Source organism: Massilia eurypsychrophila, from assembly GCF_002760655.1.
GTDB lineage: Bacteria > Pseudomonadota > Gammaproteobacteria > Burkholderiales > Burkholderiaceae_D > JAFCUW01.
Window position 1 is genome coordinate 279,554 of record NZ_PDOC01000002.1, and the last position, 13,064, is coordinate 292,617.

The 13,064-nt window shown below is 65.6% G+C and carries 12 protein-coding genes; 7 read left to right on the forward strand and 5 right to left on the reverse strand.

Annotated features, from left to right (window positions below):
* Window positions 1-8: 8 nt before the first annotated feature.
* From hutH to ada, 5 genes are all read right to left on the reverse strand, one after another.
* A complete protein-coding gene (gene hutH / locus CR105_RS04125) occupies window positions 9-1,550 on the reverse strand; it encodes a histidine ammonia-lyase (RefSeq protein WP_099787438.1) in 1,542 nt (513 codons plus the stop codon).
* Between the two features lie 2 nt (window positions 1,551-1,552).
* The gene (gene hutU / locus CR105_RS04130; RefSeq protein ID WP_099787172.1) at window positions 1,553-3,262 is read right to left on the reverse strand and encodes a urocanate hydratase; all 1,710 of its coding nucleotides are present in this window, start codon (window positions 3,260-3,262) and stop codon (window positions 1,553-1,555) included.
* An 87-nt stretch (window positions 3,263-3,349) separates the two neighbouring features.
* A complete protein-coding gene (locus CR105_RS04135; protein ID WP_099787173.1) occupies window positions 3,350-5,020 on the reverse strand; it encodes an amidohydrolase in 1,671 nt (556 codons plus the stop codon).
* Window positions 5,021-5,097: 77 nt separating this feature from the next.
* On the reverse strand, window positions 5,098-5,787 hold the full coding sequence (locus tag CR105_RS04140) for a 2OG-Fe(II) oxygenase (protein ID WP_099787174.1): 690 nt from the start codon (window positions 5,785-5,787) through the stop codon (window positions 5,098-5,100).
* Complete coding sequence (gene ada / locus CR105_RS04145; RefSeq protein ID WP_099787175.1) at window positions 5,784-6,854, reverse strand: bifunctional DNA-binding transcriptional regulator/O6-methylguanine-DNA methyltransferase Ada; 1,071 nt, start codon at window positions 6,852-6,854, stop codon at window positions 5,784-5,786. Before ada ends, CR105_RS04140 begins: the two co-directional genes overlap by 4 nt.
* Window positions 6,855-6,979: 125 nt before the next feature.
* Between ada and hutC the strand changes: the two genes are divergently transcribed.
* The 7 genes from hutC (at window position 6,980) to CR105_RS04180 (ending at window position 13,033) form a co-directional block, all read left to right on the forward strand.
* Window positions 6,980-7,699, forward strand: coding sequence for a histidine utilization transcriptional repressor HutC (gene hutC / locus CR105_RS04150; RefSeq protein ID WP_099787176.1), 720 nt, complete (start codon window positions 6,980-6,982; stop codon window positions 7,697-7,699).
* Between the two features lie 288 nt (window positions 7,700-7,987).
* Window positions 7,988-8,314, forward strand: coding sequence for a thioredoxin TrxA (gene trxA / locus CR105_RS04155; protein ID WP_099787177.1), 327 nt, complete (start codon window positions 7,988-7,990; stop codon window positions 8,312-8,314).
* A 138-nt stretch (window positions 8,315-8,452) separates the two neighbouring features.
* Window positions 8,453-9,715, forward strand: a complete 1,263-nt coding sequence (gene rho, locus CR105_RS04160; RefSeq protein WP_099787178.1) for a transcription termination factor Rho — start codon at window positions 8,453-8,455, stop codon at window positions 9,713-9,715.
* A 124-nt stretch (window positions 9,716-9,839) separates the two neighbouring features.
* Window positions 9,840-10,193, forward strand: a complete 354-nt coding sequence (locus tag CR105_RS04165) for a hypothetical protein (RefSeq protein WP_099787179.1) — start codon at window positions 9,840-9,842, stop codon at window positions 10,191-10,193.
* Window positions 10,194-10,337: 144 nt separating this feature from the next.
* Window positions 10,338-10,607: a type B 50S ribosomal protein L31 gene (locus CR105_RS04170; RefSeq protein WP_099787180.1), complete on the forward strand. Its 270-nt coding sequence runs from the start codon at window positions 10,338-10,340 to the stop codon at window positions 10,605-10,607.
* 105 nt (window positions 10,608-10,712) lie between these two features.
* Window positions 10,713-12,434 carry an ArnT family glycosyltransferase gene (locus tag CR105_RS04175; RefSeq protein WP_099787181.1) on the forward strand — a complete coding sequence of 574 codons (1,722 nt, stop codon included), beginning with the start codon at window positions 10,713-10,715 and terminating at the stop codon, window positions 12,432-12,434.
* Between the two features lie 131 nt (window positions 12,435-12,565).
* On the forward strand, window positions 12,566-13,033 hold the full coding sequence (locus tag CR105_RS04180) for a hypothetical protein (protein WP_099787182.1): 468 nt from the start codon (window positions 12,566-12,568) through the stop codon (window positions 13,031-13,033).
* Window positions 13,034-13,064 lie beyond the last annotated feature (31 nt).

Here is a 13,064-nt window from a genome sequence, read left to right on the forward strand (position 1 = left end):
GGCTTTACTTATTGGTACAGCGCGGCGAATACTTCCTTGCACGAGGCGCTCAGCGTTCCGTCAATGACCATCTGCTTGGCCGCCTCGATGTCGGGCGCAAAAAAGCGGTCGGCATCAAAAAACGGCACCTGGCGCCTGAGCTGCTCGTGCACGTGCTCGAGGTGGGCGGAGCTCGTCAGCGGCCGGTGGAAGTCGATGCCCTGCGCGGCCGCCAGCAGCTCGATGCCGACGATGACAGCTGTATTGTGCGCCATATCGTCGAGCCGGCGCGCCGCGAAGGTGGCCATGCTGACATGGTCTTCCTGGTTGGCCGACGTCGGCAGGCTGTCGACGCTGGCCGGATGGGCCAGCGACTTGTTCTCGGACGCCAGCGCGGCGGCGGTGACGTGGGCGATCATGAAGCCGGAATTGACGCCGGGATCCTTGACGAGGAATGGCGGCAGGCCGGACAAGGTGGCGTCGATCAGCAGCGCGATGCGGCGCTCGGCCAGCGCGCCGATTTCGGCGATCGCCAGCGCCAGCGTGTCGGCGGCGAAGGCGACCGGCTCGGCGTGGAAATTCCCGCCCGAGATGATCGTGCCATCGAATATCAGCGGATTGTCGGTCACCGCGTTGGCTTCGATGAGCAAGGTGCGGGCGGCGTTGATGATGATGTCCATGACTGCTCCCATGACCTGCGGCTGGCAGCGCAGGCTGTACGGATCCTGTACCCGCTCGTCGCCGACCAGGTGCGAGGCGCGAATGGCGCTGCCGGCCATCAGCTCGCGGTAGATGGCGGCGGTGGCGATCTGGCCAGGCTGGCCGCGCACCGCGTGCACGCGCGCGTCGAACGGCGCGTCGCTGCCCTTGGCGGCATCCAACGACAGCGAGCCGGCGACGATGGCCGCCTCCAGCAGCCGCTCGGCCATGAACAGGCCGTGCAGCGCCAGCGCGGTCGACACCTGGGTGCCGTTGATCAGCGCCAGCCCTTCCTTGGCGGCCAGCACCACCGGGGCGATGCCGGCTGCGGCCAGCGCCGCGGTGGCATCAAGGAGCTCGCCGTTGACGCGCACCTGGCCGACGCCGAGCATCGCCAAGGTCATGTGCGCCAGCGGCGCCAGGTCGCCCGAGGCGCCGACCGACCCCTTGGCCGGAATGGCCGGCATGATGCCGGCGTTGTACAGCGCGACAAGGGTTTCGACGATGACCGGGCGCACGCCCGAATAGCCGCGCGCCAGACTGCCGATCTTCATCAGCATCACCAGCCGCACCACGGCGTCGGACAGCAGCGCGCCGGTGCCGACCGAATGCGACAAAATGAGGTTGCGCTGCAGCTGCTCGAGCTGCTGGTCGGGGATGCGCTGCTTGGCCAGGATGCCGAAGCCGGTGTTGATGCCATAGGCGGCGTCGCCCTTGGCGACGATGGCGCGCACCGCGGCGGCCGACGCTTCGATGGCCGGCCAAGCGCGGTCGGCCAGCATCACCGGCGCGGTCGACGTCCACACCGCGCGCAGGTCGGCCAGGGTCATGGCGCCGGGGGTCAGGGTCCAGCTGCTGGTTGAATTAGTCATCATTATTTGATCATCGGGAGGTCAAGGTGGTTCCGTTCGGCGCAGGCAATTGCGGTCTCGTAGCCGGCGTCGGCGTGGCGCATTACGCCTGAGCCGCTGTCATTTACGAGCACCCGGGCCAGCCGTTTGGCGGCGGCCTCGCTGCCGTCGGCGACGATGACCATGCCGGCGTGCTGCGAATAGCCCATGCCGACGCCGCCGCCGTGGTGCAGCGAAACCCAGGTGGCGCCGCCGGCTGTGTTGAGCAAGGCGTTGAGCAGCGGCCAGTCCGACACCGCGTCGGTACCGTCGCGCATGCTCTCGGTTTCACGGTTCGGGCTGGCGACCGAGCCAGTGTCGAGGTGGTCGCGCCCGATCACGATCGGCGCCTTCAGTTCGCCGGTGCGCACCATCTCGTTGAAGGCGAGGCCGGCGATGTGACGCTCGCCCAGGCCCAGCCAGCAGATTCGCGCCGGCAGGCCCTGGAAGGCGATCCGCTCGCGCGCCATGTCGAGCCAGTGGTGCACCTGTTTATGGTGCGGGAACAGCTCCTTGATCTTGGCGTCGGTCTTGTAGATGTCTTCCGGGTCGCCCGACAGCGCGACCCAACGGAACGGCCCGCGCCCTTCGCAAAACTGCGGCCTGATATACGCCGGCACAAAGCCGGGGAAGGAGAAGGCGTCGGCCACGCCCTGGTCGAACGCGACCTGACGGATGTTGTTGCCGTAGTCGACGGCGCGCACGCCCATCGCGTGGAAGTCGAGGATCGCTTGCACATGGACGGCGCACGATTCGGATGCCGCCGCTTTCAGGCGCGCGTGCTGGGCCGGGTTCTTCTGCGCGGCCTTCCATTCGGCGACGCTCCAGCGGAGCGGCAGGTAGCCGTTGATCAGGTCATGCGCCGAGGTCTGGTCGGTGACCAGGTCGGGGATGATGCCGCCGGCTTTGGCGCGTCGCACCAGTTCGGGCAGCACCTCGGCGGCGTTGCCGAGCAGGCCAATCGATACCGCTTCGCGCGCGGCGGTGTGCTGCTGGATCAGCGCAATGGCGTCGTCGATGCTGGCGGCCTGCTTGTCGAGGTAGCCGGTGCGCAGGCGGAAGTCGATGCTGCTCTGCTGGCACTCGATGTTGAGCGAGACGGCGCCGGCGAAGCTGGCCGCCAGCGGCTGCGCGCCGCCCATGCCGCCAAGGCCGGCGGTGAGGATCCAGCGCCCGCCCCAGTCGCCGCCGAAGTGCTGGCGGCCCGCTTCGGCGAACGTTTCATACGTGCCCTGGACGATGCCCTGGGTGCCGATGTAGATCCAGCTGCCGGCCGTCATCTGGCCGTACATGAACAGGCCCTTGCGGTCGAGTTCATTGAAGTGCTCCCAGGTGGACCACTTCGGCACCAGGTTCGAATTGGCGATCAACACGCGCGGCGCGTCGGTGTGGGTCTGGAAGACACCCACCGGTTTGCCGGACTGGATCAGCAAGGTCTGGTCGTCTTCGAGCGTGCGCAGGGACGCCAGGATCTGGTCGAAGCAGGCCCAGTTGCGCGCCGCGCGGCCGATGCCGCCATACACCACCAGGTGCTGCGGGTTCTCCGCCACTTCGGGGTCGAGGTTATTTTGCAGCATGCGGTAGGCAGCTTCGGTCAGCCAGCTCTTGCAGGCCAGCTCGGTGCCGCGCGGGGCGCGGACGACGCGGCTCGAATCGAAGCGCGGGTCGGCGTCGTGACTTGGATCGGTGCTCATGGCAGCTCCTGGAATTGGGTAGGCGCTTAAAGTCTAGGTTGTCTATACAAGTTCGTCAACACTTTTCGGCGGCCTGCCCCGCCCCATTCACTTGCGCTGGTAAACCTTGCGGCCGGCGACCCAGGTTTCCAGCACGCCGGTCTTGTGAATGGCGCTGGCCGGCATGGTGAACAAGTCCTGGTCGATGACGATGAAGTCGGCCCACTTGCCCGGCTCGAGCGAGCCGAGTGTGTCTTCCTGGTGGCCGGCGTAGGCGGCGTCGAGCGTGAAGCAGCGGAACGCCTCCTTCAGCGTCATCGCCTGGCCGGCATACCAGCCGGCGGCCGGCTTGCCTTGCGCATCCTGGCGCGTGACGGCGGCATGGATGCCGAAGAAGGGGTTGGGCGACTCGACCGGGAAGTCGGAGCCGCAGGCGATGCGCGAACCCTGCTTGAGGAAGGTGCGCCAGGCGTAGGCGCCCTTGATGCGCTCGGCGCCGACGCGCTGCTCGGCCATGTTCATGTCGGACGTGGCGTGGGTCGGCTGCATCGACGGGATGATGCCGATGCTCTTGAAGCGGGCGATGTCGCCGAGGGCGACGACCTGCGCGTGCTCGATGCGGTGGCGCTGGCCGGCGCTGGCGGTGCTGGTCACCAGCGCCTTGTAGCCGTCGAGGATCTGGCGGTTGCCGGCGTCGCCGATGGCATGGACGTTGACCTGATAGCCCTTCTTCATCGCCTTTTCCATCGTCGCGCGCATCGCCGCGGCGCTACTGAACAGCAGGCCGCGCGAGGACGGCTCGTCGCTGTAGGGCGCGATCAGCGCCGCGCCGCGGCTGCCGAGGGCGCCGTCGGAATACAGCTTGACAGCGCGCAGCGCATACATGTCGCTGGCGTAGTTCTTCAGCGGTCCATTGGCGGCGAGGCGGTCGAAGTCCTGTTCGACGCCGCCGATCATGCCGTACACGCGCACGGTCAGCTTGCCGCTGTCGGCGTAGTCGCGGTAGAGGCGGTCGTTGCCCGAGTCGACACCGGCGTCGTGCACGCTGGTGATGCCGACGCGGGCGATTTCGGCCAGCGCGCGGTCGAGCACCACGCGGGCCTGCGCCTCGGTCTGGTCCGGCATGACCTTCTGCACCAGGGACTGGGCGGCGTCGATCAAGATGCCGGTGGCGTTGCCGGCAGCGTCGCGCATGATCTTGCCGCCGGCCGGATCGGGCGTGGTGCTGGTGATGCCGGCCAGCTGCAGGGCGCGGCTGTTGGCCCAGCCGGCGTGGCCGTCGACCCGCTCGAGCAAGATCGGGCGGTCCGCCACAGCGCCGTCGAGTTCCGCGGCGGTGGGGAAGCGGCCCAGCTTCCAGATCTCCTGGTTCCAGCCGCGCCCGCGCAGCCAGAGCTGCTTCGGATTAGCGCCGGCGTAGGCGCTGACGGCCTTGAGCGCGTCGGCCAGCGTGGCCGTCGTCGACAGGTCGAGCTGGGTGAGCATCTCGCCGAGGCCGAACACGTGGCCGTGGGCGTCGATCAGCCCCGGCAGAACGGTGCGGCCCTGCATGTCGATGTGGCGCGCCTTCGGCGCCTTGGCCGCTACCGCGGCGGCGCTGCCGACGGCGATCACCTTGCCCTTGTCGTCGAACGCCAGCGAGGCGAATCGCACCAGCTCGTTCTTGCTGTTGAGGGTGTAGCCGTTGGCGCGATCGAGCACCGTATCGGCGTGGGCGGCGCCCAGCGCCCCCATGGAAGCGAGGACAAACAGGGAACTGTGCAGCAGGGCCAGGCGCATGGATTTCTCTCCGTTGGGTTGAACTGGAGAGTGTATAGACATTTGTGAAATGGTCAATCCGGCATGCATGCCGCCGCTCAGAGGGCGTCGTGGAAGATGATGCCGAGGGTGTGGCGCAGGCCCGCGCGCAGGCGGCTGACGCCGTGCCGCATGTTGACGCGGTGCGGCCCGCGCGCGCCGTTCACCGGACGCAGGCTGACCGGGAAGATGACGGCGTCACCCTGCAAGAGCGGCACCACCTCGACGCGCGACTGCATGCGCGGGCGCTGCTCGGTGAGCACGAATTCGCCGCCGGCGAAGTCCTCGCCGGGGCGCGACAGAAGCACCGCCACCTGCAGCGGGAACACGTGTTCACCGTACAGGTCCTGGTGCAGGCAGTTGTAGTCGCCTTCGCCGTAACGCAGCACCAGCGGCGTGGGCCGCAGCTGGCCGGCGGCGTGGCAGCGCGCGATGAATTCGGCGTGATCGGGCGGGAAGCGGGTGTCGATGCCGAGCGCGCCGTACCAGCGATTGGCGATGGCGGCCAGCTGCGGATACAGCGCGGCGCGCAGTTCGGCCAGCGCCGGCGGCAAGGGATAAGCGAAGTATTGGTATTCGCCGCGGCCGAAACCGTGGCGCTCCATCACGACACGGCTGCGATACAGCTGCGCGGAGTCGTAAGAAGCCGCATAGGAGGCGCATTCGGCCGCCGTCAGCAAGCCTGGCACGACGGCGCAGCCATGTTCATCGAGGTCGGCGGCGATGCGCTGCCACTGATCGGCCGTCATGCCTTGCCCTCGCGTTCGAGCAGCGCCGCCTTGCGCGCGACGCCCCAGCGGTAGCCGGACAGGGTGCCGTCCTGCCTGACCACGCGGTGACACGGAATGGCGACGGCGACCGGATTGGCGGCGCAGGCGCCGGCGATGGCGCGCGCGCCGGAAGGCAGGCCGACCCGCTCGGCCAGTTCGGCGTAGCTGACGGTGGCGCCGGACGGTATGGCGCGCAGCGCCTGCCAGACGCGCTGCTGGAACGCGGTGCCGCGCACATCGAGCGGCAGGTCAAGGCCGATGGCGGGCGACTCGACCAGGCCGACGACCTTGGCGACGGTCGCCTCGAAGTCGGGTTCGGCGCCGCGCAGCTCGGCGCGCGGAAAGCGGTCCTGCAGGTCGCGCGCCAGCAGCTCGGGGTCGTCGCCCATCAGGATGGCGCAGATGCCCTTGTCGGTGGCCGCCACCAGGATGGCGCCGAGCGAGCAGGCGCCGATGGCAAAGCGGATCGAGGCGCCGCTGCCGCCGGCGCGGTACGTTGTGGCGCTCATGCCGAGCACCTGGCTTGAGGCAGCGTAGAAGCGCCCGCTGGAGTTGAAGCCGGCGGCGTAGATCGCATCGGTCACGGTGGGCGCGCCGGCCAGGCCTTCTTGCAGGCGGCGCGCGCGGCCGGCGGCGCTGTAGGCTTTCGGCGTGATGCCGGTGTGGGCCTTGAAGACGCGGTGAAAGTGGAAGCGGCTCATGCCGGACGCCCGCGCCAGGCTGTCCAGGTCGGGCGCCTCTGCGGCGGCGTCGATCAGGCGGCAGGCCTGAGCCACCGCCGCGGCATGGCGCTCGGCCAGCGGCGGCTGGTTTGGTTTACAGCGCAGGCATGCGCGAAAGCCGGCCAGCTCGGCCTCGGCGCAGCTGTCGTGGAAGCGCACATTGCGGCGCAGCGCCGGGCGCGCGCCGCACGAGGGCCGGCAGTACACGCCGGTGCTGCTGACCGAATAGTAGAACTGGCCGTCGGCGTGGGCGTCGCGGTTCTGCACCGCTTGCCAGCGCTCGGCGTCGCCGCGGTAGCCGGCCGATTGGATTGCTGCGTTCATGATTTGCCTCTGTGGATGGGAGCCGAACCAGCATCGTGCGCCCTGCGGCGGCGAAAGAAACCCCGGGTCTTGCTTTTGAATTGAAGTGCTAGAATCGGATTATCGCCCGCCCCTCGGAGAGTAGTTTGGAAGAACAGATCGCGCAAGACAGCACGCCTATTTTCCAGCGCATCAAGGACTACCTGGTCAGCGAAATCGCGGCCGGCCGCTGGAAAGAAGGAGAAGTGGTGCCGTCCGAGCAGGCGCTGGTGCGCCAGTTCGGCGTCTCGCGCATGACCGTCAACCGCGCCGTGCGCGAACTGACGGCCGAACAGGTGCTCACGCGCCGGCAAGGCTCGGGCACGTTCGTGGCGCCGAAAAAATACCAGGCGACGCTGGTCGAGATCAAGAGCATCGCCGACGAGATCCGAGCGCGCGGCCACGTCCACCGCAGCAGCCTGCGCAAGCTCGAGGCGGGCCGCGCCAGCGACGTCCTGGCGCAGCAGTTCGCGCTGGCCGCCGGCAGCGCGCTGTTCCATTCGGTGATCGTCCACTTCGAAAACGACGCGCCGATCCAGGTCGAGGACCGCTGGGTCAACCCGGCCTGCGCGCCGCGCTACCTGGAGCAGGACTTCACGGTGGTCACGCCGAACGAGCACCTGATGGTGGCAGCGCCGCTGCAGGGCGCCACCTACAGCATTGAAGCGCTGCAGGCGCCGCGCGAAGTGGCCGAGATGCTGGCGATCGATGTGCGCGAAAGCTGCCTGGTGCTGCGGCGGCGCACGACGTCGTCGGGGCAGGTGGCGTCGGTGGTGACGATGTGGCATCCGGGCGCGCTGTACCAGTTCACCGGCAGCGTCGGATAGTTCCGTCGAACCGGCGCCGGCAAGGACGGAAAGGCACGAGCTTGCGCATTGCTCAACATTTCGTACGAACCTACGCCCCTTTTTTGGAAAATAGGTTATTATTTCGTCTAATCCCCCGCCTGACGCCCCCTTTGACGCCCCTCCACTTATTGAATTTGCGGACTCCGTCGCCACCATAAGTGTTGCAACAAAAGGAAGCTGGCCGGCGTGCCGTCGCAGGATCCGACGAACGCCTGATCGGCAGTTGGCGGCGTAATTTGATCCCTACCCTCAATTGAGGAAAAAAACATGAGCGAAAATATTAAACACATCACCGACGCATCTTTCGAAGCCGACGTCCTCAAGTCGGAGCGTCCGGTGCTGGTCGATTTCTGGGCTGAATGGTGCGGTCCCTGCAAGGCCATCGGCCCGATCCTCGAAGAGGTGGCGAAGGAATACGACGGCAAGATCCTGATCGCCAAGATGGACGTCGACGCCAACCAGGCGGTGCCGGCCAAGTTCGGCATCCGCGGCATCCCGACCCTGATCCTGTTCAAAAACGGCGTTGCCGCCGCCCAGAAAGTTGGCGCAATGGCCAAGGGCCAGTTGACTTCATTCATCGACAGTAACATCTGATATGATGCGACGGCAGCGCGCCCGCGCTGTCGTCAAAATCCGGCCGGGAAGCGAAGCAGCCTCGTCTGAATCCTCCCCAATGATTAACCCACGCAATCCCCTCCCCTACCTTTACTTTCCCGTCACGGGACTCAACTCATGCACTTATCTGAACTGAAGGCAATGCACGTCTCGGCACTCCTCGAGATGGCAATTGGCCTCGATATCGACAATGCGGCCCGCCTGCGCAAACAAGAACTGATGTTCGCGATCCTGAAAAAGCGCGCGAAGTCAGGCGAACAAATTTTTGGCGACGGCGCCCTCGAAGTGCTGCCGGACGGCTTCGGCTTTCTGCGCTCGCCGGACGCCTCGTACATGGCCTCGACCGACGACATCTACATCTCGCCGTCGCAGATCCGCCGCTTCAACCTGCACACCGGCGACTCGATCGAAGGCGAAGTGCGCACCCCGAAAGACGGCGAGCGCTACTTCGCGCTGGTCAAGGTCGACAAGGTCAACGGCGAATCGCCGGAAGCGTCGAAGCACCGCATCCTGTTCGAGAACCTGACCCCGCTGCACCCGAACGAGCCACTGCGCCTCGAGCGCGAGATGATGGGCCAGGAAAACATCACCGGCCGCATCATCGACCTGATCGCGCCGATCGGCAAAGGCCAGCGCGGCCTGCTGGTGGCGTCGCCGAAGTCGGGCAAATCGGTCATCCTGCAGCACATGGCGCACGCGATCACCGCGAACCATCCTGACTGCACCCTGATCGTGCTGCTGATCGACGAGCGCCCGGAAGAAGTGACCGAGATGCAGCGTTCGGTCCGCGGCGAAGTGGTCGCATCGACCTTCGACGAGCCAGCCACGCGCCACGTCCAGGTCGCCGAGATGGTGCTGGAAAAAGCCAAGCGCCTGGTCGAAATGAAAAAAGACGTGGTAATTTTGCTCGACTCGATCACCCGCCTGGCGCGCGCCTACAACACCGTCATCCCTGCCTCGGGCAAGGTACTGACCGGTGGTGTCGACGCCAACGCGCTGCAGCGCCCGAAGCGTTTCTTCGGCGCCGCGCGTAACATCGAAGAAGGCGGCTCGCTGACCATCATCGCCACCGCGCTGATCGAAACTGGCTCGCGCATGGACGACGTGATTTTCGAGGAGTTCAAGGGTACCGGCAACATGGAAGTGCACCTCGAGCGCCGCCTGGCCGAGAAGCGCGTCTACCCGGCGATCAACCTGAACAAGTCGGGCACCCGCCGCGAAGAGCTCTTGATCAAGCCGGACCAGCTGCAGAAAATCTGGATCCTGCGCAAGCTGCTGTACTCGATGGACGAGATCGAAGCGATGGAGTTCATCCTCGACAAGATGAAGGCCACGAAGAACAATAATGAGTTCTTCGACCTGATGAGGCGAGGCGGCTAACGCCCTGCAGCATCACAAAAGGGGACGCTACGGCGTTCCCTTTTTTCGTTTACGGACGATAGAGGCAGGTCAATCGGACGGCATGCCGGCGCGGGACAATGAAGGACTGACACGGGAAACCATCATGGCGCCCAATTCCGGAACCGACGAAGCTGACCTTGCCAACGGGGATCTTGGCGCCTATATTCGGAAGATGGACAGGCGACTGATCGTACTGGAAACGAGATTCGACACAATTCTGCCAACGCTAGCCACGAAAGCAGATCTCATCGAGTTGCGCGCCGAACTCAAGGCAGACATGAGCAAGCTTGGTTCGGATCTTCGCACTGAAATGCGAGACTCGACTGGTTCGTTGCGCAACGACATCCTGACATTTAAGGCCGACATCTTCAAATGGATGGTAGCAACGCTGCTCACCACTTTCCTTGGCTTCAGCGGCATGATCATCACCCTGTTCACGCTGTTGCGCCCCGGCTGAGCCGTTTATTGCCTTCCACCCCGGAACCCCTGTATAATCGCCGGTTGCAGTATTTAAACCCTGGCAAGTGATCAGCAACCGGGTCAAGAGGCAAGCAGACCGACGAAGTGCAGATTGGCTACCAAAATTAACCGAGGCAAGACCATGCGTAAAGATATTCACCCAGATTACCGCGATGTCGTTTTCCACGACGTGTCGTGCGACTTCAAATTCGTTTCCCGTTCGACCATCCAGACCCGTGACAAAATCACCCACGAAGGTCAAGAGTACCCACTGGTCAAGATCGAGGTTTCGGCTGAATCGCACCCGTTCTACACCGGCAAGCACAAGATCGTCGACACCGCTGGCCGCGTTGAGAAATTCCGCCAGAAATTCGGCGCAGTCGGTTCGAAGACCGCCGTCGCAAACGGCTAAGTTTCCGGCCGCTATTGAAAAAAGCAGCTACGGCTGCTTTTTTTTCGCGGATACTACGCACTATTTCCGACTTTCAGGGCTGCGCCCGTGACCAAACAGTTATCGATGAAGCCTGTCCGCCTAGCCGCCGCCGCCACCCTCGCCTTGCCACGCTGGGCCATCTTCGGGCTCGGCCTGTTATATATCCTGCCCGGCCTGATCGGACGGGACCTGTGGAAGGACGACGCGGCCAGCTTCGGAATCATGTGGACGATGGCGCACGGCAGTGTCAGCGACTGGCTGCTGCCGAACGTCGCCGGTCTGCCGCTCGCCGACGAAGGGCCGCTGGCGTTCTGGCTTGGTGCCATCTGCATCAAGCTGTTCGGCTGGTTGCTGGGCGACGTCATGGCCGCGCGCGTGTCGACCATCGGCATTTTCGTGCTCGGCGCTCTGTCGGTCTGGTACACCGCCTTCCACCTGGGCCGGCGCCCCGACGCCCAGCCGCTGCGGCTGGCCTTCGGCGGCCAGCCCGAGCCGGACGATTACGGCCGCACGCTGGCCGACACCGCCCTGCTGATCTACCTCGGCTGCCTTGGCCTGCTGCTCAACAGCCACGAAACGCTGGCAGTGACGCTGCAAGGATCGCTGCTGGCCTTCTTCCTGTACCGCTCGGTGCGCTACGTCGAGGCCCCAAGCCTTGGCAATGCCGGGCTGATCGGCCTGGCGCTGGGCGCGCTGACCCTCACGCGTGGCTGGCTGCCGCCATGCACCTTGGCGCTGGCGCTGTTCCTGTGCACCCGTTTCCTCGACTTGCCGGCCGCGCGCACGCTGCGCGACCTGGGCTGCGCCGCGCTGGTGGCATTGCTGATCGCGCTGCTGTGGATCGTGCCGGCGGCGACTCTGCGGCCCTACGGGCTGTCGCCGGTCGACAGCTGGATGGCCTGGAACGTGAGCCAGATCGGCCTGCCGAGCCTGCATTCGCTGAAAGCGTTCTTCAAGGTCGGCATCTGGTTCTTCTGGCCGGCCTGGCCGTTTGCGATCTGGGCAATCTATGCCTGGCGGCGCCAGCGTCGGCTGCTGCACATCGTGCTGCCGCTCAGCTTTGCCGGCGCACTGACCCTGCTGATCCTGTGCGATCCGGCGCCGGAAAGCGGCGACCTGCTCAAGCTGCTGCCGCCGCTGGCGATCATGGCCGCGTTCGGGCTGCCGGCGATGAAACGCGGCACCATCAACGCGATCGACTGGTTCTCGGTGATGGTGCTGACCATGATTGCCTGCGGCCTCTGGCTGTGGTGGTGGGCCACGCTGACCGGCTGGCCGGCGCAACTGGCCAAGAACGCGGCGCGGCAGTCGCCCGGCTTCGACGCCGAGTTCGGCGTCATCGCGTTCCTGGTGGCCGCCGCAGCCACCATCGGCTGGTTCGTGCTGGTGCACTGGCGCATCTCGCGCCAGCCGGCGGTGCTGTGGCGCGCCGTGGTGCTGTCGTCGGGCGGGCTGATCCTGTTCTGGATTCTGTTGATGACGCTGCTGCTGCCGCAATTTAATTACAGCAAGAGCTACAACCACGTGGCGCAGCAAATCGCCGCCAAGCTGCCCGAAGGCGGCGCCTGCATCCTGACCAATGTCGGACCGGCCCAGCGCGCATCGTTTGCCTTCTACGGCGGACTGACTTTCGCCGGCTTCGGCGCCGAGCAATGCAACTTGCTGCTGCTGCAGGACAGCATGGACCTGCGAGACGACGGCGAAATCGCGCAAGCCTTCCGCGGCAAGCAGTGGGCGCTGCTATGGGAAGGACGGCGCCCGTCCGACCCTGACGAACGGTTCCGGCTGTACCGCCGCGTCAAGTAAAGCCAAGTAGCAGATTCGCCGCTGGCGGCAGCGGCGCGCACCTCGATTTGGCTTGAGAAATCTCAATTCGCTACGGAAATTGACGCCGAGAATATAGGACTGGTCAACGGTTCCATCTCGGGGAGCTCATCATGAAAAGCGTATCGATGTCTCAAGTGGTCAGGGCGCACGATGCATTCCGTTTCCTGTGGCCGATCCAGTCGTGGGGCCAGCTGACGTCGCTTGGAGTCGCGCTGGCGGTCGGCCTGACCTTCATCGCGCTGCTGTGCGCGGCGATCGATCCGACCGCGCCGATGGCCTACATCGTGATTCCCGTCTTGCTGGGCGGCCTGGCGCCAGTGTTCGCTGCGCTGCCTGGCCGCTTCCAGGTACACACCCGCTTCCATGCCCAGCACTTCGTCAAGACGCTCGATGAAGCGATCCGGGCGATGGGCTACAACCGCGCCGAGTCGATCGACGGCCACACCTGCTACCAGCCGCAGGCCCGGATGGTCCGCTGGAAGGAAAATACGATCACCGTCAAGGTCAGCGATCACGCCATCGTCGTCGTCGGCCCGGTGTTCGTTCTGCGCATGCTGCAGCAGCGGCTGGCGGGCTAAGGCGCGGCGGCGAGCGCTCCCGGCCAAAACA

Bases quoted from the DNA above. Each gene is read 5' to 3' on its own strand.
- hutH (WP_099787438.1), bottom strand. From the start codon at position 1,550: ATGACTAATTCAACCAGCAGCTGGACCCTGACCCCCGGCGCCATGACC.
- hutU (WP_099787172.1), bottom strand. From the start codon at position 3,262: ATGAGCACCGATCCAAGTCACGACGCCGACCCGCGCTTCGATTCGAGC.
- CR105_RS04135 (WP_099787173.1), bottom strand. From the start codon at position 5,020: ATGCGCCTGGCCCTGCTGCACAGTTCCCTGTTTGTCCTCGCTTCCATG.
- CR105_RS04140 (WP_099787174.1), bottom strand. From the start codon at position 5,787: ATGACGGCCGATCAGTGGCAGCGCATCGCCGCCGACCTCGATGAACAT.
- ada (WP_099787175.1), bottom strand. From the start codon at position 6,854: ATGAACGCAGCAATCCAATCGGCCGGCTACCGCGGCGACGCCGAGCGC.
- trxA (WP_099787177.1), top strand. From the start codon at position 7,988: ATGAGCGAAAATATTAAACACATCACCGACGCATCTTTCGAAGCCGAC.
- rho (WP_099787178.1), top strand. From the start codon at position 8,453: ATGCACTTATCTGAACTGAAGGCAATGCACGTCTCGGCACTCCTCGAG.
- CR105_RS04165 (WP_099787179.1), top strand. From the start codon at position 9,840: ATGGCGCCCAATTCCGGAACCGACGAAGCTGACCTTGCCAACGGGGAT.
- CR105_RS04170 (WP_099787180.1), top strand. From the start codon at position 10,338: ATGCGTAAAGATATTCACCCAGATTACCGCGATGTCGTTTTCCACGAC.
- CR105_RS04175 (WP_099787181.1), top strand. From the start codon at position 10,713: ATGAAGCCTGTCCGCCTAGCCGCCGCCGCCACCCTCGCCTTGCCACGC.
- CR105_RS04180 (WP_099787182.1), top strand. From the start codon at position 12,566: ATGAAAAGCGTATCGATGTCTCAAGTGGTCAGGGCGCACGATGCATTC.